Genomic DNA, 23,994 nt, shown 5'->3' on the forward strand with positions numbered 1-23,994 from the left:
GGCAGGCATCGCCCTCACCGCCGGCAGGCTGTGTCGGTGGTTAGGGCCCGGTTGATGTCAGCGGCCATCCGGCGGTGACTCACCGACTGTAAGAACGTCGCTAGTGCCCACGTCATGAAACGGTCCGAGACCATCGCCGCCGTCCTCAGCACGGCCTCTCCGTGCGAAACCTGAAGCGAGGCAACCCTGGACACGGCCGCAGCACGGCGTCGACGGGTTTTCTCATACCAGCGCAGCGCATCAGGCAGGTCGGTGTTGGCGCCGCGCTGGAATTCCGAAACCGCCTTGCACAGCACCATCGTGTCAAGCAGTGCCTGGTTGGTCCCTTGCGCGAGGGTGGGCGGCATGGTGTGGGCCGCATCGCCGAGCAGGGTCAGCGCGCCGTGGCCTGGCCGGGGAATGGGATGCCGGAAATGGGGATAGGGCGAATGGGCCAGATCATCGTCGGTGAGTGCCGCAAGCACTCGGTCGACAGGCTCGGACCATCCGGTGAACGTGGACCTGATCATGTCGATCGGGCGTGCCGGCCTGACAAAGCCGGGCGACCAGGGCAGGTCGAACCACCACTGCACCTCGGAGCCTCCGGCCGGCCACAGGCCGAGGCTTGCGCGCTCACCGATGACGACGAAGGCGACGCGCTCGTCGGCGCCGTTCGGGAAGGCGGCCAGTCCCTGCCAGCTGCACCAGCCGGTCGGTTCCCCGTGCCCCGCGCCGACGACATCGCGGACCATCGAATGCCTACCGTCGGCTCCGATCACCAGGTCTCCCTCGGCCACACTGCCATCCGCGAACTCGACCCGCGCCCCGTCGCCGTTGGCCACCGCTCCGATGGCGCGGGCATTGCACCGAATACGTTCCGCCGGAAAGTCTTTCAGCAACCGATCGAGCAGGACATGACGCGGAACCATCCGAACCGGCTCGCCCAGCCGGTTGGCGATCGTGGCCACGTCCAACGTGGCCAGCGGATGCCCCGTCGACGTCATAACCCGCACGGTGGACAGCTGTTGGCCGGCCCGGTCCATATCCACGCCCAGCTGCCTCAGCACCGTCGCGCCGTTCGACCAGATGGTCACCGCACCACCACCGGCGTGTACGTCCGGACGCTGCTCGTAGACGGTGACATCATGACCGTCGCGCAATAACCCCCGCGCGATGGAGATTCCGCCAACACCGGCGCCGACGACCAGGACCCGCAACGACGGCGCCTTCGCTGCTGGCATCAGCCCCGTGGGTCGGCTCGTGAGCCGTTTTGGCTCCACGGCTCAATGTATGACTGTGGCGGGCCCGCTGTACAGGTTATGCCCCGTCGAATGTGAGCCAGTGCGACCTGATCGACAGCACCACCACCCAACCCGTCTGACCTTGCCGGGGCTTCCGAGGCCACCGCTAGCGAATGCTGGTTTGTGAGTATGGTCGTCGCACAGTCGGTGTGGTTTCGCCCGGCAGTAGAGCTGATAGGCGCGGGCTGACGGCACCATAGCTGGCCGTTTACACGGTTCGCTGATGCAGGTTACCCTTGCTTTACTTCGCCCGGGCTCGGGCGCCTGGCGTAAGGAGCAATCCTGCAGGGCATCTTTGTGGGCACGTTCCTCATCGGTCTGCGCGAGGGCTTGGAAGCCACCCTCATAGTCAGCATCGTTGGCGCTTTCCTCGTGCGTAACGGCAAATCAGTCCGCCCGGCGATGGTCGGCGTAGTGGTTGCTGTTGTCCTGAGCATCGCGGTCGGCGTTGGCCTGGATCTACTGTCCGCGTCGCTGCCTCAACGACAGCAGGAGATGCTTGAGACGGTTATCGGCGCAGTGGCAGTCGTGTTCGTCACCACCATGATCATTTGGATGAACCGCAACGCTTTTCGCCTGAAGAGTGAGCTGGAGCAGGAAACCGTACAGGCGATCAACTCCGGCGGTTCCCTGGCGCTTGCCGTTATGGCATTCCTGGCGGTACTCAAAGAGGGGTTCGAAACGGCGGTGTTCCTGCTGGCGGCCGCGCAGGCAACGCACGGCAGTCGCTGGATGGCGCTCCTCGGGGGCCTGGCCGGTATCGCGGTCGCGGTTGCCGTCGGCGTTGGCATCTACTTCGGCGGCCTGAAACTCAACCTAGGACGGTTCTTCCGCGTCACCGGTGTATTCCTGGTATTCATCGCGGCCGGGCTGGTCATGGGGACATTGCGCACCGCACACGAAGCCGGCTGGGTCAACATCGGTCAGCAGCAGGTCTTCAACTTCTCGTCCTGGATGCCGGCCCAGTCGTTGCTGGGTGCGCTGATCACCGGCATGTTCGGCATCCAGACAGATCCGCGCCTGATCGAAGTACTGGGTTGGCTGCTGTACGCCGTCCCGGTGCTGGTGGTTTTCCTGTGGCCGGCGAAGCTCGCCGCATCGCCCCGTGGGCGCCGCAACGTGCTGATAGCGGCATCGGTCGGCTTGAGCGCTACCGCGCTGGCGCTGGCCATACTGGTGCCCGCCGAGCGTGAAACGCCGCCGGGACCCACGAGAACAGTGGTTCGCGCCGACGGCGGCAGCGCCCTGGTGAGCCTGCGGCCGGACGGTGACGCCCGCATATTGACGGTGAACGACGGCGCCCCGGTACATCTGGACGCCGCAGGCACACAGGACCTCAACGGCGTCAAAATGCAAGTGTGGCAAGCGAAAGTCCCCACCGAGCCAGGCGTGAACACCACTACGGTGTCATTGGAACAACTGGCCGCCCTGACCGGTGGTCGATTGCCGATCGGCCTGGGCGCCACTCGCGCGCCCGGCCCGTTCCACGTCACCTGGAGCGCAACTACATCGTATTCGGTTGCCAGTAATGGGAATTCACTTATCAGCGCGCAGGCACAGAGCAATCGTATTGCGGTGTTGCGCGGCGGCGGCCTGAGTGCAGCCAAGACTGTCAGCGTCGGTGGTATGGGCACGGATTGGAGCAGCGATGTGTCGGCAGACAGTGCGGCTGCCGCCACTGTCAGCCATCTCGCCGTCGACCGCGCCGAGCGAGCGCTGTGGCGAGTGTGGCTGCCGATCCTCCTGGCCGCCGCGACAGTTGTCACGGCCACGCTCGCCATACGGGCCGCCCGCAGTTCCCCAGCAAGCAATCAAGAAAGGCAACCAAGCAATGACGAACCCGCCCCCCTCGACGAGGTCGATGTCTCGTAACCTGCTGCTCTGCGCACCGGCGCTGACCGCCGCGACGGCGATGGCACTGGCTGGTTGTAGCTCGCACAAGGACTCCTCTGCCGCGGGCGCATCCACCAGCGGCAACGGCGTCAACACGGTGACTGTGACGCTGTCCAACGACGACGGCAAGGACGGCTGCAAGCTCGACACCGCGAGCGTGCCCGCCGGACCCGTGACCTTCAAGGTGACGAACACCAGCGCGCCCAGCCTTACCGAGGTGGAGTTGCTCAAAGACCAGCGCATCGTCGGCGAGAAAGAGAACTTGGCGCCGGGCCTGGATCCGGTGTCGTTCACCATCACCCTCGACGGCGGTTCCTACAAGCTCTACTGTCCGGGCGCGGCCCAGGAGTACGTCGACTTTGCGGTGACCGGACAGGCGGCCGCGGCTCCTACCGGCACTGTGCAGACCATCTTGTCCAACGGCACCAAGACCTATGCGGCCTACATAGCCGATCAGGTCAACCAGCTGAATTCGGGCGTCAAAGCGCTCGACGCCGCCATCCAGGCCGGCAATCTGGAGCAGGCGAAGACTGCGTACGCCAAGGCTCGGCCCTTCTACGAAAGGTCCGAATCCAACGTCGACGGCTTCGTGTTGCCAGGTTTCGCGGTCGACGACAACGCCGGCAACCTCGACTACCTCATCGACATGCGGGAGTCGACACCGGTGGACGCGAAGGTGGGCTGGAAGGGCTTCCACGCCATCGAACGGGATCTCTGGCAGGGCAATGCCATCACGCCCAACACCAAGGCACTCTCCACCGAGCTCATCGGCAACGTCGGCAAGCTCGTCTCCGTGGTAAATACGTTGCAGTACAAGCCGGAGGACTTGGCAAACGGCGCCGCCGACTTGATCGAAGAAGTGCAGAACACCAAGATCACCGGCGAGGAAGAGGCGTTCAGCCATATCGACCTGGTCGACTTCGCAGGCAATGTCGAAGGAGCCCAGCAGGCCTATGCCGCGCTGCGCCCAGGTCTCCAGAAGATCGACGCGAACCTTGTGGCTCAGCTTGATCAGCAGTTCCAGGCCGTGCTGACCACCCTGGACGGTTACCGCGACCCGTCGGCGCTCGGCGGCTACAAGACGTGGACACCGGAACTGCGGGCAACCGACGCACCCAAGCTCACCGCCGTCATCCAACCGCTGCACCAGAGCCTTTCCGCCGTCGCCCAGAAGGTGGTGTCGGCGAACTGATGTCCGATACCGACGTGCCTGACACCCCCGCCGCGGCGGGGGTGTCTAGGCGTGGTGTTCTCTCGGGCGCACTGTGGGGTGGTCTGGGCGGTCTCGCTGTTGGCGCGGCCGCCGGCGGCGCCACCGGCTGGGCGCTCGCATCGGACAAAACTGCCGACGACGACATCGATCTGTCCAATTCCTATCCGTACTACGGGCAGGTCCATCAGGGCGGGGTAGAGACCGAGCCGCAGCGCCACAGTGTTGTCATGACATTCCGGTTCACCGATTCCGCGGATCGGCGTGCGCTGCAGTCTCTGCTGGCACGCTGGTCTGCGGCCGCGGCGGTGCTACAGCAGGGCAAACCGATTGGCGCAGTGCAGCCGGGCGTCGAGGTGCAGCCCCCGGCCGACACCGGTGAGGCATTCGGGCTGAGCCCAGCCGGCCTGACGGTGACGATTGGTCTGGGACCGTCAGTCTTCGGTCAGCGATTCGGGCTGGCCGCACGCAAGCCCGCGGCATTCGGCGATCTTCCGGTGCTCAACGGAGACAACCTCGACCCCAAGCTCACCGGTGGCGATCTCAGTGTGCAGGCGTGTGCCGATGATCCGCAGGTCTGCTATCACGCGGCCCGCAATATGGCACGCCTGGGACGTGGCACCGTCTACCCCTACTGGGCGGTGCTCGGATTCGGCCGTGCCTCTGCGGGTCCGGGGCAGCAGACACCACGAAACCTGTTGGGGTTCAAAGACGGAACACGCAACGTTGCCACCAAGGAAGAGTACGAGAAGTTCGTCTGGGTCAGCGGCTCGGATCAGGCGTGGATGAACGGCGGAAGCTATCAGGTGATCCGCAAGATCCGCATGCTGCTCGAGACATGGGACACCGACCGAGTAGGCAATCAGCAGCAGATCTTTGGGCGTAGCAAGGAAACCGGCGCTCCACTGACCGGTAAGGCCGAGACAGACACGCCCGATTTCGCTGCCGTCGACGGCAGTGGAACCCCGGTTATCGACCCCCGGGCTCACATCGCGCTGGCCGCCCACGAACACAACGACGGCGTGATGATCCGTCGCCGCTCCTACAACTACACCGACGGTCTCGACGCCGATGGCCAATTGAACGCAGGGCTGCTGTTCATCTCCTACCAGAACGATCCACGGCATTTCGTCGACATTCAGAACCGGCTCGGCGCCTACGACCTACTCAACGAATACATACGCCACATCGGTTCAGCGGTCTTCGCCGTCCCACCGGCGCCCGAGGCCGGCCACTACGTAGCGCAGCCGCTGTTCGACTAAAACTGTTGCGGGACCGGCGACCAAGGGAAGAAAGCGACTTCTCACGGTGACGACGCTGGTGCCCCCAGTCGGACTCGAACCGACACTTGGCGGATTTTAAGAACGGACGGGCCGCCTAGGGCGACCAGGCGAAACAGGTACGCAGAAGGTGGTAAAACCGCTGCAAGGGAACATATTAGGTCGTTGCCGGTACGGTAGCGGTACGCCTTCAGTACGGCCCCATATCGCCCGCGGTCGCCGGGGCGAAGCGCTTAGCCGAAGAACGCCGGGCAGGGAGCGGCAGTGAGTAAGATCCTGGAGACCAAAGGGGGTGGAGCGCTTGATCAGAGACTTCTTCGAGTGGTCCAATCTCTATCTGGCGATCCCGCTCGGTCTAATTGGGTTTCTCGTCGCGATCTTCCAAATCGTCCAAGCTAAGAGGGCAGCTGACCGAGCCGAGGTAAAAGCGGGCGAAGCGAAGACCGCCGCAGAGGCTGCCAAGTTCGCCGCCGAGAGTGCACGGTCGCAATTCAAAACCATGTCCGTCACTGTCCTACTTCCCCAGCTAAGAAGCCTCGAAGACGCAGTTGAAAGGGCAATCCAAGACCAAAATCTGACACTGCTGCTCCACCTGCTGCAAGACTGGCGCTGGCATGCGAGCGCCTGCCGTCAGTACCTTGACGAGTCAATCGAAGCCGAGGCGAAAGCAATGACTGACATTCAGAAATCAGTGACAGCCGTGACAGATCTGAAGCCAAAGCTGCTTGCGTTCAAGGGTGAGACAGACTGGGTTCAGGCCACTGGCCGGGTGCGTAAGACCATTACAGGTGTAACAGCAAATTTGGGCGCGTTGACAGCCCAAAACACGGTGAAGGAGCCCAAGTGAGCACCCCGGATGCCTACTACTATCAACGCTTACAGGGCCTGATCGACGGGCTCGTAGAGCGAACTCGCTCTGCCATACAGGCCGACCAGACTATGTGGGATCGCGCCGGTAAAGACACCTATGAACTTTCCCTTAAGCGAACATCGATGCGAATCTACTCCCGAGATGGGGATGGAACTCGCCCATACATTTTCGAACTTTACGATGCAAACGGCACCTTGGTCGAACGCCTTGAAGACGATGTATTCGGCACAAACGTTGAGCTTGGTGAGCTGTACCAACTTGTCGCACACGGAAAATTGACAAAGGCGAAAGAGGACGCGCTAAACGAGGCTTTGAGCGAACTTGACATCCCGGAGCCACCCGCCTTCTAATTCGCCTGGCGCCCAAAAAGACTGACGATGTTGTACCGCGGCACCACCCCACGTGCTGGCCGGCCAAGCGCCCGCGACCGCAGCGCACCCGGCAACTAACCCATGAACCAGTCCAGGGACTAGGTAACGGCGTGCCATCGCCATCCCACCTACTATCCCTGGACTACCGCCTCAGCCGGGACGGGGTTTTTGCGCCCCGACTGAGGCACCCTAGACCTTGGGTGAAGCCGGGCAACCCTGCACCACATGATCATTCGTGATCGCGTACAGATACCAGTTATCCGTCTTGCGCAGCTCTACGGTGGCCTCGGAGGAAAAGGGCTTTAGGTCGGGAGGGTCTTTGATCGTCCGCCGAGTATCGGCGGTGTAGGTGTAGCACACTTGTAAGACCGCAGAAGGCGAATTCAGCGCAGACAACGCAACGTCCGCTAGACGCAAACCCTGTCCGTCACGCATGATATGCGGCTGCACCTGGCCCCCCTCCTGAACGACGCCTAGCTTGCGTGCCGCCTCCTCAAGCCTGCGGGAAGCGTCCTGGCCTATGTCCTTGGCTTTGATCTTTATGAACTGCCGATCGCCAGGGCTGTTTTGTCCCGGTGCGCCGTTGTAGACGTTGATGGCAGGCCAAATGTCGTTGGTGAAGCGTGGGATGACGCCCAGGGTGTCCGTGACGGTGGTTGTAGCGACGGGGGTGAGTGTGGGTTCGGCTGTCTGGGAATGTGTTTGACATCCGGCAAGCAAGCTTGTCGCCGCAAGGATTGCACCGACGATAGTTTTGGTCATGGTTTCACCCGGAACACGTCGGTGGGTTGCCCGTCCCATGTAGTGAGCGGCGCGGTATTGACCGGTTCCCCGGATTGGGGTGCGTTTATGACGACGCCGTTGCCGAGGTAGATGCCGGTGTGGTGGGTGTCGGTGCCGGTGAATGCCTGGTGACCGGAGTTGCCGAACACCAGCACGTCTCCTGGTTGTGCATGCGAGAGTCCTTCTGGCACTTGGGCCAGGTATTTACTGTGGTCGATCCGGTCTGTTCCCGGGACGTTAGCCGGAATCCGGGTGTCGCTGTCTACCATCGTAAATGGGTCCACTCCTGCGCCTTGAGCGACCGAGTAACGCACCAGCCCGCCACAGTCGAACCCGATACGGTTCCAGTCCTCGTAAGTGTCGGCTCCGGTGCCCTTTTCCCCATGCCCACGTGAGGGACCATCGGGGGACTGGTTCCCGCCCCAGGCGTAGGAGACGCCTTGCTGGCGTCCGGCGGCACCAATAGTTCGTAGAGCTTTGTCTTGCACGGCTTCGGGTTTCGGCAGGAACGCGGGCGGCACACCACTGGCGCGCTGTGCACCATTGGCTTCCTTACCGGATAAGTAGTCTTTCCATGCCTGATCGCGTGCTGGTCCAGGCCCCATGTTGGGATCCCAGCCTGGCGGGTTATCAGCCATAGGGATGGTCTTCGCGCCGGGGATCATGGTGGGCTTTTCGCCGTTGGGATAAGGCGGGTTACCGTCCGGTCCTCCCACCGGGGCGGAAGCATTGATAGACGGATCGCCAGGCTTTGGTGGTGGGGGCGGTGCATCGGTGACATCAGTGCGCAGAGCGGCTGCGATTTCCTGCTCAACTTGGGTTGCACGCTGTTCCAGGGCGGTGACTTGCTTCTGTAAAGCAGCGATGTGCTCGTCCTGGAGCGACTTTTCAGTGTCCTTGACTTGGCGCGCGGCAACAACTTTGCCGTCGTCGGTGATCTTCAGACCGAACCCCTCGGCTTCCTGATCGAGAATGCCGAGTTTGTTCGTCACATCCCGAACATCATCTATCGCAGGCTTGACCGCCTTAACGACCTTCTCGGCCGCATCTGCATTGTCGCCCAGATCAACCCGAGCCTTGCCCGCACTCTGCTGCCATGCCTCAGCAGTAACCCCGCCCCACGTAGATAGGTCATTAGCGACCTGCTCCATACCCTCACCAAGACGACGCAAACTAGCAGCCTTCGCGGTGGCAGTATCAAACAGCTTCTCTAAGGTTTCGACCTTCCAGTGCCTGATGTCACCGATCTTCGCCATCGGTCACGCGTTCCCGGTATTGCCGAAGCGGCCCGCGCTGTCGTCATCGACGCCAACAACTTTGGTGGCGGCCTCAAGTATCCAAGTCGCATGCTCACCAATGTGTTTGCGGATCACCTCGTGCCGCTCATCCCACCCAGTTCGCAATTCCTCCATCGCCGAACCCACCACCCCAGGCCACCGTGACGCCAGCTCCGCAAGATCAGCATCGTGTCCCGTGTGGTCCTGGCGGTGGGTCTCCACATGATCCAGCAGCTTGTTCGCCTGCTGATACAAAATCTCCGGGTCAACGCTCAACGGCCCAGGCATTCAGTTCCCCCTGACTGGTAGCAGTGCAGCTAGGCCGAACTATACGCCGTAGCCAACTTTCTGGTCCACGATCGGTTCCAGAATCCCGCCGTGCTCGTGTTAGCTAGCAGAACTTGCACCCCTCCACACACCGGGTGACGCCGGGGTGAAGGGGTTATCGAGACCACTCCCCGACACCGCTAACCCACCTACCTGCCCAAATCTTGTGCCCCCAGTCGGACTCGAACCGACACTTGGCGGATTTTAAGTCCGCTGCCTCTGCCAATTGGGCTATGGGGGCTTCCAGATTCAGGCCATGTCCGCCTCGGTTAAACACCGAGCGCGTTCATTCCAAACCCTTCGAAGCCTACTGTGGCGGAGTGCCTCCACCAGACGCTGCTGTAATCCTGAGCGGCCTGGCGTCGTCTGGAGCACAGATTTCATTGACGGTGGACGTATGCCTCGCAGCGGGTGCAACGCCACGGAGATCACGGAGATACAGAACGACGGTGGACATCGATGAGATTTGAAGACGTCTACTTCTCCAAAGAAGACCGATACTCCGTTGGCGTGGAGACCGATTCTGGCCGCTACTACGTCTCGATTCCGGTCAGCAACGGGCTCGTTGACTACGAGGAGTACTACGCCATCGACACGGAACAATACAAACTGTTCGTGGGCAACAAGTCTGCCGCGATCCCATTCGTCGAAGCTTGTCGACGGCACGAACATGACGACCTGTTGATTCAGAAGTCAGGCACTAGTCGCGGCACTCCGGTCTAGGTATCCACCGACCTAAAGCGGCTACACCTCGCCGCGCAGGTCCGGTGCAGTGGATCGCCTGCCACACAGCGGCGGCATTAAGTCCGCTGCCGCAATAATCCGTACGACCAATGTCACACCCTGATGCGACACACCCCTGGATCACATTGAAACTCTCAAGCGGTTAGTGATACCCCTTGTATAACACCAGAATTCGATCGAGTTCTGGTGGTGATTCGTCACCAGATCGCGCGATCGCCGACATTGAACGTTGCCGCCCGCTCCTCACACGACGGGTCACCTGCGAACAAAGAGATTCCTTAGTTAGCGCAGGTAGTGTTTTCCATCGTGAGTCGGGAGTTGGATATGTCAGATGCAGTGGCGGTTCGCCAGAGTGGAATTGAGGATTATCTCGACGCCCAGGGCTCGATCGATCTTCCTCCCGGCACCACGCTGCTCTCCAACTTCGCACACAACATCGCTGAATTCGGCGCCACCGCCGCATACCGCTACCTGGACTTCACGCGCGACGATGACGGCGTTGCCATCGAACTGAGCTGGGTGGAGCTGGACACCCGGATGCGCGCGATCGGCGCCCGCCTGCAGCAGGTCACCCAGCCGGGTGATCGCGTCGCGATCCTGGCGCCGCAGGGCCTGGACTACGTCATCGGATTCTTCGCAGCCATTCAGGCCGGAAACATCGCGGTTCCACTCTTCGCCCCCGAGCTGCCCGGCCACACCGAACGCCTCGACGCGGTGCTCGCCGATGCCACCCCGTCGGTCATCCTCACCACCGACAGTGCCGCCGAATCGGTGAACGCGTTCCTGCGCAAGCTTCCTCGCGGGCGGCGCCCGCGCGTCATCGCCATCGACGCGGTGCCGGACTCGGTCGGTGCGACATTCATCCCCGCCGAACTCGACTCCGAGGATCTCGCGTACCTGCAGTACACGTCGGGCTCCACCCGCACCCCCGCCGGCGTGGAGATCACCCACCGGGCGGCCTGTACGAACGTGCTGCAGATGATCCTGGCCGGCGGCCTCGATCAGAACATTCGCAGCGTGAGCTGGCTGCCGCTGTATCACGACATGGGCCTGATCATGATCCTGTTTCCCCCGTTGTGCGGCGGCCACATCACCCTGATGTCGCCATTAGCCTTCGTGCGACGCCCTCGACGCTGGGTCAAACAACTGGCCACCGAATCCGCGTTCGGGCGAGTGTTCGCTGCCGCCCCGAACTTCGCCTTCGAACTCGCCGCCCAGCGTGGCCGCCCACCGGCCGGCGAGACCTGGGATCTGAGCAATGTCGCGGGCCTGCTCAACGGATCCGAGCCGGTCACCATCTCCGCGATCGAGAAGTTCACAGAGGCCTTCGCCCCCTACGGATTTCCGGCCACCGCGATCAAACCGTCGTACGGCATGGCCGAAGCCACGCTCTCCGTCGCCACTATCGCCACCGACGCACGCCCCAGCGTCATCTATCTGGACCGCGACCAGCTGGCCGAAGACCGCGCCGTGCCCGTCTCACCGGACGCACCCACGGCGGTCCCCCACGTCTCCTGCGGCCAGGTGATCTCCAGCCAATGGCTGACCATCGTGGACCCGCGCACCGGAGGCGAACTCCCCGAAGGAGAAATCGGTGAGATCTGGCTGCATGGCGACAACATCGGCCGCGGCTACTGGGGCCGCACCCAAGAAACGCAAGACACCTTCCGCAACACGCTGAATTCACGGCTCACCCAGCACAGTCACGCGACCGGGACTGCCGCCGATAGCCGATGGCTGCGCACCGGGGATCTTGGCGTGTACCTGAACGACAACCTCTACGTCACCGGCCGTATCAAGGACCTCGTCATCATCGACGGGCGCAACCACTACCCGCAGGACATCGAGGCGACCGCCTCGGAGGCCTCGTCCGCGGTTCGTTCCGGCTATGTCGCGGCGTTCTCCGTCGCGGCCAATCAGCTCGCCGAGGCCGCCATCGCCGACATCAGCGAACGGCTGGTGATCGTGGCCGAACGGGCGCCCGGCTCGGGACGGGTGGAGCAGGCGCCGGTGGTGGAGGCCATCCGGGCCGCGATCTCCCGCACGCACGCGTTGCCCGTGGCCGACGTCCGGCTGGTTGCCGCAGGTGCGATTCCCCGCACCACCAGCGGGAAGCTCGCGCGCCGCGCCTGCCAGACGGAGTATCTCGCCGGCGTGTACAGCTGATCGACGCCTCAACTGTGCGTTGAATCACACTGATTGTCCGCCCCCTCGCGTTGAGGGCTGACGACATCGGTGTTTGACTTACTCAATGGCCACCACGAGCCCGCCGTCGGCGTCCGTCCAGGACGCCAAATCCGCCGATGCGAACCTCGCTGACCGCATCAATGCGTTGTTCCAGTCGCATCGGCGGCCCGACGGCCGTATGTGGACCAATGACGAGGTGGCCAACGGCATCAAAAAAGCCGACCCGGGCATCAAGGTCGGCGGCGCGTATCTCTCGGCGCTGCGCACCGGAAAGCGCGCCCGCCCGGCCATCGACCTACTCGGCGCGCTGGCCGACTTCTTCCGGGTTCCGCTATCGGTCCTCACTGATCCTGAGCGCACCTACTCGCTCGACGAGCGCCTGGGCGCGCTGGATGAGACCACGCGCGACGAGGTGGAGCTGATCGCGTTGCGCGCGATCGGCCTGAACAAGCAGAGCCTGGAGACCGTCGCCGCGGTGCTTGATCACGTGCGCGCACTCCAGGGCCTGCCTACAGTGGACAACTCGGTCAGCAACGGGCAGTAATCATGCCGAAGATGCGTTGTGTCACAACCGATCTACGGTCCACTCGCGAACTTCAGGCCATCCACAAGCAGTGCGCCCGCAAGCTCGCCGACCTTGGGCTTGAGTCGCTGACCACCGTCGAAGACATCCGCGCCCGCGCCAGCGAGCTCAGTGAGCGCGATATTCAGCTGGTCCCCTACGCCCTCTCCGGCAGCGGGGTGCACGGCCTGCTGGTTCGCACCGACGCCACCGACTACGTGGTGTACGACAGCGACACCACCACCATGCATCGCGAGCACATCATCCTGCACGAGCTCAGCCACGTGATGTGTGGGCACACCGGTTCCAGCAAGCGCGAGCTCGCTGAAGTCCTTTGTCGTGAAACGTATCTGGACGACCAAGAGGTCGAAGCCGAGATGCTGGCCTCCATGATGGGCCAGCGGGTCAGCCCTGACAGCCACCGTCCGATCGCCGTCACGAACGCCAATCTGCGACGCATCCTGGCATCGCTGACCTTGGAAGGCTTGCCGGCGGCGCCGTGACGTCAGTTTTCGAAGACTCCGCCGTGGCGTATTCGGTCGCGGCCGTCTTCAGTTTCGGCGCCGTGGTGGTTGTCGCCGCCGCTATGCTGCGCTCGGGCGTGCGACCGCCCGCTTCGGTGGCGCTGTTGTTGTCCTTCCTCTTCAAGGGGATTGCTGTCACCTTGGCGACTCCACCTGTGTACGAGAAGTTCGACAATCTGGTTGGCGTGCACAACATGGGCCGGCTCGTCTTGAACCTGTCCGGCGGCATGGCGTGGACCGCCTGCGTTCTCACCGTCATCACCTTCTGGGGTGAGTCCGGTCCGCGCGCCGTCCAGCGCGTCCGGCTGTGGATCGGGATGGCCGTCGTCATCGGCGGCGCACTGATTCTCTGCTGGTTTGTCGCGCCCACTTCTGAACTCCCCCAGGATTTCTACTCATCGCACGGCAACAAGCCCGCCTGGGTCGCATACATGCTGATCTATCTGATCACCTACGGCCTGGGTGCCCTCCTGATCATCATCAAATGCCTGCAGTACGCCCGTTTTCACGACGTGGCATGGCTGCGGCGCAGCATGCTGCTCACCGCCTCCGGAGCGACCATGTGCCTGGCGTTCTGCATCATGCGGGCGCACTCGGCGATCTACGGCATGATCACCAACGACAGTTTCTCCTGGCAGCGGCTGGCCCCGCTGGCCGCCACGATCGGGCAGATACTCATCGTGATAGGCCTTGCGGGACCATCGCTCTCGCAGTTGGTCTCCTCGGCACGCCAACGCATCCAGACCTACCTGTGGCATCGTCAGCTCGAACCGTTGTGGACCGCACTCTACGAGGGCAACACCCAGATCGCGCTGGCACCACCCAGCGCCGCGATCGGCGACCACAACTACCGGCTCTACCGCAGAATCGTCGAGATTCGCGACGGCCTCAGCGCGATCCGCCCGTACCTCACGAAGCCTGATGCGGGCATCTCCATCACCTCTGCCGCCCACCAGATCCGTGCGGCCATCGAGCAACAGCGCACCGCGCCTCGCAACGATAAATACTCGGGCACCAAGATCATCGGCGAGGTTCCGGGCGCCAACCGCAAGGAGGAACTGCGGTGGCTCCTGGACGTCTCACGCGAGCTTGCGCAGATCAACCGCCAACACACACCTGAGGCACTGGGCCCGGGTTTGGCTTCTTCGCCCTACGCTTTGGGACGTTCCTGACGGCCCGGACGATCTCGCGGACGGCGATGAATACCAGGTAGGAGCCGAACACCAGCGCGAGCCAGCGCGCATTGAGCGCCAGCGCCAACAGCGCACCGATTACGGTGCCCGGCAAGGCGAATGCCGCCAATCGAAAACCGATCGAAGCATCGGCGGTGCCCTGCCGCAGGTGCGTGGTCGCCGCGACAAGTGCATTGGGCAGCATCACCATCAGCGAGGTGCCCTCCGCTACGTGCAGCTCGGAACCGAACAGCACCAGCATCGCCGGCACTGTCAACAGCCCGCCACCCAGGCCCAGCGCGGCCGACCACGCACCGACCACGAATCCGACGACGGCCCCGATGGCGACCACCGATGGAACATGTGAGAGCACGCCATCAGGCAGCAGCGCATCACCCGCCGACGGGTCTATCCCGGCGGCACTCAACAGCAGCTTGGTCGCGGTGGCAAGCAACACAAACACAAACAGCGCCTTCAGAATCCACTCCGGGATTCGCGCCACCAGCTTGGCCCCCACCACCGCGCCGATCACGCCGCCGGCCATGAGCCCGGCACCGGCCACCACATCAACCTTGGCACCGTGCAACGCGTAAACCGTGCTGCCCGCAATCGCCGCCGAAACGTTGGGCAGCGTCGACGTCCCGTGAATGACGGCCCGGCTCAAGGTGGTTGCCCGCGCCAGCGAAGGAACGGTGATGACGCCGGTGCCGCCACCCAGCAGCCCGCCCGACACGCCACCGAGCACGCCGATGCGTGCCAGCGTCGGCAGCCCCGGACGTTCGGTCATCCGGCCACCCGGAGCTTCTCGATATCGGAGAATTCGGACAACCGGAAGAACGCTTCGGCACGGTCCAGGATCCGTTGACGCATCGTCACCGTCTGCCCGTGGTTACAGCCGTTCAGCAAGGCGAAGTAGGCGCGGGGCATCCGCACCGCGGCCTCCCGGGATTCGGCCAGTCGCATGGGATCCTCTGAGCCGGCGAAAAATAGGGTGGGCGTCTCGATCTGGAGCAGTACCTCTTCGGCCACGCCGGGTTCGTCATCCCACTGACGCAACAAGGCCGAGAGTCCGTGCTGCCCCAGCGCCTCGATCGTCGCCCGAAACCCGGACCCCATGGGCTGGTTGCGGTGCGCCTCCCACCCCTCGACGAAAGCCGTCAGCCCGGATTCTTCAACCACGCGAATGGCATTCGGGAAGATCAACACGTCCACCGCACCGCGCTGCGGCCGATGCGAGGACCCCGCCACCACCAGTGAGGTCAGCCGCTCGGGAGCGGTGGCGGCCACGGTGAGACCGATCCGCCCGCCCAGCGAGTAGCCGATGTAATGCGCCCGATGGATATCCAGGTGATCGAGTACCGCGCAGATATCCCGCGCCGACGAGGCGATGGCATAGCCGGCGGGATGCGCGGGCTTCTCACTCGCACCGTGCCCACGCACGTCGACGGTGATCACTCGGTGCTGCTGGGACAGCTGCGTGATGTAGCCATACTTCGACCACACTCCCGAGTTCTGCAAGCTGCCATGCACCAGCACTACGTCGGCCGTACCCGGCCGCGCGCGCCCATATGTGCGGTAGGCAACCGCGGCGCCATCCGGATCGGGCCGTCGAACGAAACCTGACTCGGAGAACCCAATTTCGCGCACTTCGGCCTTCGATATGGAAGCTGACACGAGGAAACCAAACCTTCCGCACCTAATCGCACATCTGCTGATCCGGGCTACGCGGCGCTGCGCCTTATCAACTCACCGTTATGAATTTGAGTTGATATCTCAACTGTCAGTTGATTTACATCATGAGTCAAGTCGTGGAGCATTAAGACTGTCAACTGTGACTCAGTTCACAGCACTTGGGGATAAAGCGAGCTACCGCAGGGACATCGCGATGCCGTCGAGGATGTCGTGCTCACTGACCACCAGTTCGGTAATCCCGGCGCGCTCAGACAACTCGTGCGCCAACTCCTCAACAACGATGGACCCGCCGCCGATGACGTCGACACGTCCCTCATGCATTGGCCCAAGGGCAGCCCGCTCCGATCGCGGCATTGCGATCAACGACGACGTTACCTCGGCCAGACGCCCCAGGGGCACTCGCGAAAGGTGGATCGCGGCGGGGTCATACACATCCAGCCGGTGCGCCAGCGCCGCCAGCGTGGTGAAGGTGCCCGCGACCCCTACCCAGGTGCGTGCGTCGTGCACCGGCACGACGTCGAAGGTACGCGCCAACTGTGCCCGCACCGCATCGCGCGCCGCCGTGATCTCGTCAGCGGTCGGAGGGTCCGAGTGCAGGCATCGCTCGGTGAGACGCACGCAGCCGATATCGGCCGAGAAGCTCGCAGTAACACCACTGCTATTGCCGACCACCGTTTCGGTGGACCCGCCGCCAAGGTCGACCACCACGAAAGGCTCGGCTGCCGAATCCAGCTCGCCGACCGCACCGGCGAACGACAGGCCCGCCTCCTCGGTGCCCGTGATGACCTTCGCGACGGCGCCCGGCACTACCGTTCCGAGCAGCTCGGCGGTCATCGCGAAGAATGCCTCGCGGTTGGAAACGTCACGCGCAGCCGATGTTGCGACCATGCGCACACGCTGCACCCCAAATGATTCCATCAGCTCGGCGTACGCGCCCAACGCCACCCGGGTCCGTTCGATGGCCTCCGGCGCGAACTCCCCTGTCGCGTCGACGCCCTGCCCCAGGCGCACGATCCGCATTTCGCGATGCACATCGCTCAGCCGTCCGGCGCCATCGATATCCGAGATCAGCAGACGAATCGAGTTGGTACCGCAATCCACGGCGGCAACACGCGTCACCCCCACACCTCGGGAAGTACGCCGGGCATGGTGCCAGCCAGCTCTCGAATTGCCTCATCCCCCAAGGGATTTACTCCCGGCCCCACGGCGAGCGAGTGCCCGATCAACACGTGCAGGCACTTGACCCTGTCGGGCATCCCACCTGCGGTAACGGTGGTTCCGAGCGGTTCGATGGCATCACGCTCGGCGAGGTAACTCTCGTGCGCGCGCCGGTATGCGGCAGCCAATTCCTCATCGGCGGCAAGGCGTTCCGTCATATCGCGCATCAGGCCACCCGATTCCAGCCGGCTGGCCGCGGCCGTGAGGGCCGGATGCGTCAGGTAGTACAGCGTCGGAAAAGGCGTGCCGTCGGGTAGACGCGGGGCAGTCTTCACCACCGCGGGCTCACCGTTGGGGCAACGGTAGGAAACCTCCAGCATCCCTCGCGGTGCGCGGCCCAATTGCGCTCCGACCGCAGCGATATCGTCGTCAGAGATCACGGGCGCGGCGCCGTAGGTGCAGGCTCAACGGCGGGCGGTGCGGTCGGTATTGCCGTCGGGGAATCTGCGATGTTGTGCCACAGATTGGTGTACCAGGGATTGCCGTTGTCCACCGGTCCCTGCCCCTGCGGCTTGGCATCGACCGGGGTATTCGGCAGCTGCACCTGGAACGGCACCTCACCGGGCATCACGAATCCCAGCCGCTCACGTGCCTGGGCCGCGATATAGGCCGGATCCGCCAGCCGGCGCTTCTTGTCCTCGAGGGAGGCAATCTGGTCTCGCAGTTGGGCTTCCGCGGCCGCAAGCTGATTCCTCTCGGCCTGCTGAGAGAAGTAGGTGCGCACCGGGCCGGCCACCGTCAAGGTCAACGCACACACCACCGCCGCCAGGATCGCGGCCCGCCGCGCGGTGGAACCGAGACGCTGCTCGGACTGGTGCTCGGCGCTCCGTTCGATCGACGCGGCCACCGCCCCCGTCGTCTTCGTGGCCTTGGCCGGTGCCGCGGGCCCCCGGACAACCTTCTGCGCCGGACGCTTGACCGGCGTCCGTTTACGCGCAGCCGGGGCCGGCCCCCGCGACCTACCGGACGCGGGGCGGCGCTTGGATTCAGCCACAGCTCAGCTGTCGGCTAGTTGGACGGTTCGATCGAAAAACGCGGGAACGCAAGATCTCCCGCGAAGCGGGCGGCGTCGCCAAGTGTTTCCTCGATACGCAGCAGCTGGTTGTACTTGGCCACCCGCTCGCTTCGCGCCGGGGCGCCGGTCTTGATCTGGCCGCTGCCCACCGCGACCGCCAGGTCGGCGATGGTGGTGTCCTCGGTCTCGCCACTGCGGTGGCTCATCATCGTCTTGTAGCCGCTGCTGTGCGCCAGCGTCACCGCGTCCAGCGTCTCAGTGAGCGTGCCGATCTGATTCACCTTGACCAGCAAGGCATTCGCAGCACCACGCTCGATGCCTTCCTCGAGGCGCTCGGGGTTGGTGACAAACAGATCGTCGCCGACCAGCTGTACCCGGTCGCCGATTGCGGTGGTGAGCGCGACCCATCCGTCCCAGTCGTCCTCCGACAGCGGGTCCTCGATGGATACCAGCGGGTAGGCGTCAAGCAGCTCTGCGTAGAACGCACCCATCTGCTCGGCGGTGCGCTTCTCCTTCTCGAAGCTGTAACCATCTGCGACGCTGTAGAACTCGGTGGCCGCGACGTCCAGTGCCAGCGCCACGTCCGAGCCCAGCTTGAGGCCCGTCGCCTCGATGGCGGTGCTGATCAGATCCAGCGCGGCGCGGGTTCCTGCGACATCGGGAGCGAAGCCACCCTCATCACCCAGACCGGTGGACAAGCCCTGCTTCTTGAGCACGGACTTGAGCGAGTGGTAGACCTCGGTGCCCCAGCGCAGCGACTCCTTGAAGCTCGGTGCGCCGATGGGCGCCACCATGAACTCCTGCACATCCACCCCGGTGTCGGCGTGCGCGCCACCGTTGAGGATGTTCATCATCGGCACCGGCAGAATGTGCGCGTTCGGGCCACCCAGGTAGCGGAACAGCGCCAGCCCGGCCGAGTCGGCGGCGGCCTTGGCCACGGCCAGCGAGACGCCCAGGATGGCGTTGGCGCCCAGACGCGACTTGTCCGGGGTGCCATCCAGGTCAAGCAGGGCCTGATCGATGAGGCGCTGATCATCGGCGCTCTCACCGATGATGGCGGGGGCGATCTCGTCCAGCACGGCGTTCACGGCCTTGGTGACACCCTTGCCGCCATAGCGGGCACCGCCGTCGCGCAGCTCAACGGCCTCGTGCTCACCGGTGGAGGCACCGGAGGGGACGGCCGCCCGTGCGAACGTGCCATCGGTCAAGGCGACCTCGACCTCGACGGTCGGGTTGCCGCGCGAATCGAGGATCTCGCGGGCGCCTACCTGCTCAAGAATCGGCACTGTCTCTCCTTTGGGGGGGTGCTCCGGTGGTCGACTAACAGACTAGTGCTACAGCGTCGCACCTTTGGCGTAGGCCGTGGCCCAGTCCCGTACCTGCTCGGCGTACACGTCCGACATGTTGTAGGCCCACAGTGCCTTGATCCAGCCGTCGGTGGTGCTCAGGTCACCGCCACGCGAACACAGGTACCCGGCCGCCGAGAGGGCCGCGTCGTCGATGTTGTCGGGGCTGGGCTCGCCCTCGCCCGCCGCGCGCACCCCGTAGATGCGCCAGGTTTCCGGAATGAACTGCATGGGCCCCATCGCGCGGTCCTGATTTGCGTCACCGTCCAGCGCACCCTTGTCGGTGTCCGGGAGCCGCAGGTTTCCGTTGGACCCGTCCAGACGCACCCCACGAATGGGCGGCAGGGCATCACCATTGGGCTGAAGCACGGCGCCGTGATAGGTGCCGTTATGGCTCTCGACGGTGCCGATTCCGGCCAGCGTGGTCCACGCGATCTTGCAGCGCGGGTTCTCCCGCTCGGCAACCTTGGCCGCGTAGGCGTAGGCCTCCAGGGCGATGACGGGGATTCCCGTCTTCTCCGCACGGGGCGTCGACCACTCGCGCAGCTGATCGGCGGGACGGCCCTGGATGTGCGCGGGCGGTGTCTCGATATCGGGCACCGGATCACCGGCAGGTGGCGGCACGCCCTGCGGAAGCGGATTACGGCCACCCAACTGCCAGGAACATCCTCCTGCCAGCAGAAACACCGAAATGGAGACGACGAGCATGATCCGTCCTAAGCGCGCCGAGAAGGAGCGCACAGCGAGGGACGACACGACAGAACTCCTAGACGGTGCGATGGATTGCCCTCCATCGTCGCATGAGCTGGCCACACGGTGATGCAGCCGAGGCTGCCGCGGGCGATTGAAGCGGCTGATCGGACTAGCTCAGCAGGGCTTTTCCGTACCAATCGCCCTGGTCGGCTACACCCGGCAACGCAAAGAAGTATCCACCCCCGAACGGCTGCACGTAATCAACGAGTGGCTCGTCGTTGAGACGGTTTTGCACCGTCTCGAACTGGCGTTCCAGATCCTGCTGGTAGCAGACGAAGACGTGGCCCGACTGCATGTTGCCGTTCGCGTCCACGCCCAGGTCGTAGTTGTAGGAACGACGCACCAGCCGCTGCCTATCCGTCTCGTTGGTGCGCGGATTGGCCAGCCTGATGTGTGCGTCGAGCGGAATCGTCTTGCCGTCCGCGTCGGTCGCATAGTTGGGCGTATCGAACTCGTTGTTGCCATCCAGTGGCGCACCGCTGTCGCGACGGCGACCAAACATGCGCTCCTGCTCGTTGATGGAGACGCGGTCCCAGAACTCGACCATCATCCGGATCAAGCGCACCACCATGTAGGTGCCCCCCGCGGTCCAGGCCGGTTCACCGTCACCGACCCACACCAGACTCTCGGCGTCGTTGGAGACGGGGTTGGCGGTACCGTCCTTGAACCCCAAAAGGTTTCGACCAGTTCCCGACGGGCGCGGCGGCGAGTTGTATCCCTCTATGCGCCAACGCATTTGCAGATCACCGCGAACCGCGCGCGTAATATCTCGCAGCGCGTGATGCACGGTGTCCGGGTTGTGCGCGCACAGCTGCACCAACAGATCTCCATGCGACCATGCCACCTCGGGAAAGTCGTTGGGGAACACCGTCATCGGCTTCAGCTTGGCAGGCTTGCGGTCCGCGAGCCCGAATCGTCCGTCGAACAGGCTCGAGCCCAGGGCAACCGTCACCGTCAATCCATCCGATTCGACGACGGGACCCAGCACCGCGCTATCGGCGGGAGGTTCGCCGATGCCGAGCTCGGGCGGGGTGCCGCCGTTGCACAGGAACCGCGCGCGTCCGGTGAGCGTCTTGAACGCCGCGATCACCGCGTCCTTGTTCTTTGAGGTCACATCGAAGGCCACGTGGCAGGCGAAGTTCTGCTTCTCGGCCGGGGGCGGCACGAGAATTCCCGATTGATGCGTCCCATGGAACGCATACCGACTGGGTGGCATAGCCACCGCTGCCGCGTTCGCATCGATCTCGGCGCCCTTGACGAGCGCCGCTCCCGTGATCGCGGTACCCGCGGCGCCCACGGCGGCACCACGAAGAAAGTTCCTGCGATTGACATCCATATTGCGCGACTCCTTGGTCAACGGCTCGGCGGAAGTTCGATGAGCAGCGGTACCGATGCAAGCTTCTCGAGCACATTGCCGAGCGCCGCATTGACCGACTGACGCTCGCTCAGCGGTACCTGTGCAAGCGGTCGCCAACGACCATCCTGCTGTGTGCCCTTGAGGGCGCTACCCAGCGCATCAAGTCGAGACTTGCTCTCTTCCAGCAGTTTCGGCGCACGAGCGGTAACCAACGGCGCGAACTGACCGAGCACCGCCCGGGTGGCATCGACTGCCGCGGCGGCCTCCTCGTACTCGGTTCCCGCTCCCTGGTTGGTGAAGCCCATGAGCTGGAATCGCAGGGTGTCCTCAAGGATTTCGTGGGGTCGCTTGGTCTGGTCCGCCGGATCGGTCATCACGTCCGACAGGTTGGCGCGCAGCTTGTCGATCGTGGCCACCAGCTCGTCAGTGACCGGCGTCAGCGCGGTCGCCGGCTGGCCGTGCCACAGCCCGTATTCCAGGCGACGCAAGCCCTTGAAATCAGGGTCATTGACACCCTCCGGCAGTCCGTGGGGCAGTCCGGCGATGGCGTCTCCGTAATCCTTGAAGCTGCCGTAGGCGGCGCCGATCCGGTTCCAGGTCAGAATCGCCGGTACCCAATCCTTCTTCGCGGCCTCGATGTTGCCGGATGCGAGATCGTTTCGCACGGTTCGGACCTGCCCGCCCAGCACACCCAGCAGATCGTCGGCATAGTGCTGGTATGCCTCCATGGGCGGCTTGAGATCTTCTTCTGTCACCCGCACGACCGGCTGCGGGGTACCGGGAACCGACTCTCCGTTGACTTGTTGGGCCGCAGAATATTTGGCGGGCTCACCAGCCATGAGACATACGAACTTGTAGGTCCCGTTCGACAGCGCGGCCGTCATGGTGGCACTCGTGGACGGACCCAGTGTCTCGATCTCGGCGACCACCCCATTGTTGGCATCGACGAGGTTGATCTCCCCCGTCTTGCCGGATTTGTTCATCACGGTGAACGTCTGCAGACCCGTGCGTGCCGACTTCCAGTCGTCCGCGCACCCATTTGCGGTCACCGTGACCCGAGCACCGGCATCGTGGTCGGCGGCCGGGAGAATCGCGATGACGACCGCGGCCAGCAGCGCGGGCACCACCAAGATGGCTGCGGCGACAGCGAGAGGACGTTGGCCGATCAGTCGCGCGAAGGTGGACGGCTCCTCGTCGGCGTTGGATTCGGCGGGCGAGGGAGCCAGCCGTGAGACCCGCATGAACGCCGGAATGACGAATACCAGATAGCCGACCCAGGCAAGCACCTGCAGCACCGTCATTCTGGGCGTGAGCTGCGTGATGCCGGTGACGATGGTTACCCACCACGAGTCCGCGGATATCCGCTGGCTCAGGTCAAACGCGTACCAGGAGTGACCGGGCAGCCATCCCGCGGTCTGCAGATCGCCCACACCGTAGGCCAGGATGCCGGCGGCGATCACGATCAGGACGATGGCGGTGCGGGTGAAGAACACCTTGAGATTCAGCCGAACGGCGCGCCGGTACAGCAGCCAGCACAGCGCCACGGCGATCGCCAGACCGATGGCGCCGCCAATCACCGGGCCGGTCGTCTCTCCGGCCGCCTTGGCCGCGGTCCAGAAGAACAGGGTGGTCTCAAGGCCCTCACGAGCAACCGCGAGGAAGGCGGTCAGCGTGAGCGCTCCCGCCCCAAGCACCAGGGCGTGCTCAACCTTCCCGGACAGTTCGCCCGACAGGTTGGCCGCGGTGCGCGACATCCAGAAGATCATTGCGGTGACCAGCCCGACCGCCAGGATGCTGAGCAACCCGCCCACCACGTCTTGGCCGATGGCGCCCAACGAACTTGTGGTGGAGTTGAGGACCGCCGCGAAGCTCGCCGACACGGTGAGCGCGCCGAGCACGCCCAGCCATATCGGGGCGGTGGCGCGACGACCCTCCGCCGCCAGCGAGGACCGGTGGACGGCGGCGAGCAATATGCTTACCACGAGGCCCGCTTCCAGCCCCTCGCGCAGGCCGATGAGCAGGTTGGGAATCGCGTCTGATAAGACCACGCAGATAAGGTATGGCACTCCTAACACGCAGCGCAAATGCCTCCGTGGGCAATGGTCCCTGCGCGTCGGGCACAAAGTCCTACC

The 23,994-nt window shown here is 64.0% G+C and carries 23 protein-coding genes and 1 tRNA gene; 10 read left to right on the top strand and 14 right to left on the bottom strand.

Translation table 11 applies throughout. From position 1 onward, the window contains the following. Window positions 1-14: 14 nt before the first annotated feature. Window positions 15-1,220 (bottom strand): FAD-dependent oxidoreductase, encoded by a 1,206-nt coding sequence (locus BKG76_RS04295; protein ID WP_070936262.1) that lies wholly within the window; start codon window positions 1,218-1,220, stop codon window positions 15-17. Between the two features lie 357 nt (window positions 1,221-1,577). On the opposite strand from BKG76_RS04295, the gene efeU (BKG76_RS04300) reads away from it, so the two are divergent. From efeU (BKG76_RS04300) to BKG76_RS04320, 5 genes are all read left to right on the top strand, one after another. Then, window positions 1,578-3,152, top strand: a complete 1,575-nt coding sequence (gene efeU / locus BKG76_RS04300) for an iron uptake transporter permease EfeU (protein ID WP_236737519.1) — start codon at window positions 1,578-1,580, stop codon at window positions 3,150-3,152. Next, window positions 3,142-4,365, top strand: coding sequence for an iron uptake system protein EfeO (gene efeO / locus BKG76_RS04305; RefSeq protein ID WP_236737520.1), 1,224 nt, complete (start codon window positions 3,142-3,144; stop codon window positions 4,363-4,365). The genes efeU (BKG76_RS04300) and efeO overlap by 11 nt, the downstream gene beginning before the upstream one ends. Further along, window positions 4,365-5,645 (top strand): Dyp-type peroxidase, encoded by a 1,281-nt coding sequence (locus BKG76_RS04310; protein WP_070936267.1) that lies wholly within the window; start codon window positions 4,365-4,367, stop codon window positions 5,643-5,645. The genes efeO and BKG76_RS04310 overlap by 1 nt, the downstream gene beginning before the upstream one ends. A 310-nt stretch (window positions 5,646-5,955) precedes the next feature. Further along, entirely contained in the window at window positions 5,956-6,510 is a 555-nt protein-coding gene (locus tag BKG76_RS04315) for a hypothetical protein (protein WP_070936270.1), read from the top strand. Next, window positions 6,507-6,884 carry a hypothetical protein gene (locus tag BKG76_RS04320; RefSeq protein WP_070936272.1) on the top strand — a complete coding sequence of 126 codons (378 nt, stop codon included), beginning with the start codon at window positions 6,507-6,509 and terminating at the stop codon, window positions 6,882-6,884. Before BKG76_RS04315 ends, BKG76_RS04320 begins: the two co-directional genes overlap by 4 nt. 210 nt (window positions 6,885-7,094) lie before the next feature. Here the strand turns inward: BKG76_RS04320 and BKG76_RS04325 are convergent, their stop codons facing one another. The 4 genes from BKG76_RS04325 to BKG76_RS04340 form a co-directional block, all read right to left on the bottom strand. Next, window positions 7,095-7,667: a hypothetical protein gene (locus BKG76_RS04325; protein ID WP_070936274.1), complete on the bottom strand. Its 573-nt coding sequence runs from the start codon at window positions 7,665-7,667 to the stop codon at window positions 7,095-7,097. Further along, on the bottom strand, window positions 7,664-8,944 hold the full coding sequence (locus BKG76_RS04330; RefSeq protein ID WP_070936275.1) for an NlpC/P60 family protein: 1,281 nt from the start codon (window positions 8,942-8,944) through the stop codon (window positions 7,664-7,666). Before BKG76_RS04330 ends, BKG76_RS04325 begins: the two co-directional genes overlap by 4 nt. A gap of 3 nt (window positions 8,945-8,947) precedes the next feature. After that, window positions 8,948-9,253 carry a WXG100 family type VII secretion target gene (locus BKG76_RS04335; protein WP_070936276.1) on the bottom strand — a complete coding sequence of 102 codons (306 nt, stop codon included), beginning with the start codon at window positions 9,251-9,253 and terminating at the stop codon, window positions 8,948-8,950. Between the two features lie 206 nt (window positions 9,254-9,459). After that, window positions 9,460-9,533, bottom strand: a tRNA-Leu gene (locus tag BKG76_RS04340). A 218-nt stretch (window positions 9,534-9,751) separates the two neighbouring features. Between BKG76_RS04340 and BKG76_RS04345 the strand changes: the two genes are divergently transcribed. The 5 genes from BKG76_RS04345 to BKG76_RS04365 all read left to right on the top strand — a co-directional run bounded on the left by BKG76_RS04345 (window position 9,752) and on the right by BKG76_RS04365 (window position 14,481). Then, entirely contained in the window at window positions 9,752-10,015 is a 264-nt protein-coding gene (locus BKG76_RS04345; RefSeq protein WP_070936278.1) for a hypothetical protein, read from the top strand. A gap of 345 nt (window positions 10,016-10,360) precedes the next feature. Then, window positions 10,361-12,202, top strand: coding sequence for a fatty acyl-AMP ligase (locus BKG76_RS04350; protein ID WP_070936280.1), 1,842 nt, complete (start codon window positions 10,361-10,363; stop codon window positions 12,200-12,202). An 85-nt stretch (window positions 12,203-12,287) separates the two neighbouring features. Continuing rightward, on the top strand, window positions 12,288-12,767 hold the full coding sequence (locus BKG76_RS04355; RefSeq protein WP_070936282.1) for a transcriptional regulator: 480 nt from the start codon (window positions 12,288-12,290) through the stop codon (window positions 12,765-12,767). 2 nt (window positions 12,768-12,769) lie between these two features. Further along, the gene (locus BKG76_RS04360) at window positions 12,770-13,288 is read left to right on the top strand and encodes an ImmA/IrrE family metallo-endopeptidase (protein ID WP_070936283.1); all 519 of its coding nucleotides are present in this window, start codon (window positions 12,770-12,772) and stop codon (window positions 13,286-13,288) included. Then, window positions 13,285-14,481, top strand: a complete 1,197-nt coding sequence (locus BKG76_RS04365; protein ID WP_070936284.1) for an MAB_1171c family putative transporter — start codon at window positions 13,285-13,287, stop codon at window positions 14,479-14,481. The genes BKG76_RS04360 and BKG76_RS04365 overlap by 4 nt, the downstream gene beginning before the upstream one ends. On the opposite strand, the gene BKG76_RS04370 is transcribed toward BKG76_RS04365, so the two are convergent. The 9 genes from BKG76_RS04370 to efeU (BKG76_RS04410) all read right to left on the bottom strand — a co-directional run bounded on the left by BKG76_RS04370 (window position 14,408) and on the right by efeU (BKG76_RS04410) (window position 23,910). Beyond that, the gene (locus BKG76_RS04370; RefSeq protein ID WP_070936286.1) at window positions 14,408-15,268 is read right to left on the bottom strand and encodes a sulfite exporter TauE/SafE family protein; all 861 of its coding nucleotides are present in this window, start codon (window positions 15,266-15,268) and stop codon (window positions 14,408-14,410) included. The genes BKG76_RS04365 and BKG76_RS04370 overlap by 74 nt on opposite strands. Next, window positions 15,265-16,155 carry an alpha/beta fold hydrolase gene (locus BKG76_RS04375; RefSeq protein ID WP_070936288.1) on the bottom strand — a complete coding sequence of 297 codons (891 nt, stop codon included), beginning with the start codon at window positions 16,153-16,155 and terminating at the stop codon, window positions 15,265-15,267. The genes BKG76_RS04370 and BKG76_RS04375 overlap by 4 nt, the downstream gene beginning before the upstream one ends. Window positions 16,156-16,347: 192 nt before the next feature. Further along, the gene (locus tag BKG76_RS04380) at window positions 16,348-17,292 is read right to left on the bottom strand and encodes a Ppx/GppA phosphatase family protein (protein ID WP_070936863.1); all 945 of its coding nucleotides are present in this window, start codon (window positions 17,290-17,292) and stop codon (window positions 16,348-16,350) included. Continuing rightward, on the bottom strand, window positions 17,289-17,771 hold the full coding sequence (locus BKG76_RS04385) for a DUF501 domain-containing protein (protein ID WP_070936289.1): 483 nt from the start codon (window positions 17,769-17,771) through the stop codon (window positions 17,289-17,291). The genes BKG76_RS04380 and BKG76_RS04385 overlap by 4 nt, the downstream gene beginning before the upstream one ends. Next, window positions 17,768-18,385, bottom strand: coding sequence for an FtsB family cell division protein (locus tag BKG76_RS04390; protein WP_109420559.1), 618 nt, complete (start codon window positions 18,383-18,385; stop codon window positions 17,768-17,770). Before BKG76_RS04390 ends, BKG76_RS04385 begins: the two co-directional genes overlap by 4 nt. Before the next feature lie 14 nt (window positions 18,386-18,399). Beyond that, the gene (eno, locus tag BKG76_RS04395; RefSeq protein WP_070936292.1) at window positions 18,400-19,692 is read right to left on the bottom strand and encodes a phosphopyruvate hydratase; all 1,293 of its coding nucleotides are present in this window, start codon (window positions 19,690-19,692) and stop codon (window positions 18,400-18,402) included. Window positions 19,693-19,740: 48 nt separating this feature from the next. Further along, the gene (locus BKG76_RS04400) at window positions 19,741-20,460 is read right to left on the bottom strand and encodes a lytic transglycosylase domain-containing protein (RefSeq protein ID WP_070936294.1); all 720 of its coding nucleotides are present in this window, start codon (window positions 20,458-20,460) and stop codon (window positions 19,741-19,743) included. 154 nt (window positions 20,461-20,614) lie between these two features. Continuing rightward, window positions 20,615-21,841, bottom strand: coding sequence for an iron uptake transporter deferrochelatase/peroxidase subunit (gene efeB / locus BKG76_RS04405; protein ID WP_070936865.1), 1,227 nt, complete (start codon window positions 21,839-21,841; stop codon window positions 20,615-20,617). Between the two features lie 17 nt (window positions 21,842-21,858). After that, window positions 21,859-23,910, bottom strand: coding sequence for an iron uptake transporter permease EfeU (gene efeU / locus BKG76_RS04410; protein ID WP_070936866.1), 2,052 nt, complete (start codon window positions 23,908-23,910; stop codon window positions 21,859-21,861). Between the last annotated feature and the right edge of the window lie 84 nt (window positions 23,911-23,994).

It is taken from the genome of Mycobacteroides franklinii (assembly GCF_001853795.1).
GTDB lineage: Bacteria > Actinomycetota > Actinomycetes > Mycobacteriales > Mycobacteriaceae > Mycobacterium > Mycobacterium franklinii.

What these genes read in the sequence shown, in the direction of transcription:
- BKG76_RS04295 (WP_070936262.1), bottom strand. Translation starts at nt 1,220, where the DNA reads ATGCCAGCAGCGAAGGCGCCGTCGTTGCGGGTCCTGGTCGTCGGCGCC.
- efeO (WP_236737520.1), top strand. Translation starts at nt 3,142, where the DNA reads ATGTCTCGTAACCTGCTGCTCTGCGCACCGGCGCTGACCGCCGCGACG.
- BKG76_RS04310 (WP_070936267.1), top strand. Translation starts at nt 4,365, where the DNA reads ATGTCCGATACCGACGTGCCTGACACCCCCGCCGCGGCGGGGGTGTCT.
- BKG76_RS04325 (WP_070936274.1), bottom strand. Translation starts at nt 7,667, where the DNA reads ATGACCAAAACTATCGTCGGTGCAATCCTTGCGGCGACAAGCTTGCTT.
- BKG76_RS04330 (WP_070936275.1), bottom strand. Translation starts at nt 8,944, where the DNA reads ATGGCGAAGATCGGTGACATCAGGCACTGGAAGGTCGAAACCTTAGAG.
- BKG76_RS04335 (WP_070936276.1), bottom strand. Translation starts at nt 9,253, where the DNA reads ATGCCTGGGCCGTTGAGCGTTGACCCGGAGATTTTGTATCAGCAGGCG.
- BKG76_RS04345 (WP_070936278.1), top strand. Translation starts at nt 9,752, where the DNA reads ATGAGATTTGAAGACGTCTACTTCTCCAAAGAAGACCGATACTCCGTT.
- BKG76_RS04350 (WP_070936280.1), top strand. Translation starts at nt 10,361, where the DNA reads ATGTCAGATGCAGTGGCGGTTCGCCAGAGTGGAATTGAGGATTATCTC.
- BKG76_RS04355 (WP_070936282.1), top strand. Translation starts at nt 12,288, where the DNA reads ATGGCCACCACGAGCCCGCCGTCGGCGTCCGTCCAGGACGCCAAATCC.
- BKG76_RS04360 (WP_070936283.1), top strand. Translation starts at nt 12,770, where the DNA reads ATGCCGAAGATGCGTTGTGTCACAACCGATCTACGGTCCACTCGCGAA.
- BKG76_RS04370 (WP_070936286.1), bottom strand. Translation starts at nt 15,268, where the DNA reads ATGACCGAACGTCCGGGGCTGCCGACGCTGGCACGCATCGGCGTGCTC.
- BKG76_RS04400 (WP_070936294.1), bottom strand. Translation starts at nt 20,460, where the DNA reads ATGCTCGTCGTCTCCATTTCGGTGTTTCTGCTGGCAGGAGGATGTTCC.
- efeB (WP_070936865.1), bottom strand. Translation starts at nt 21,841, where the DNA reads ATGGATGTCAATCGCAGGAACTTTCTTCGTGGTGCCGCCGTGGGCGCC.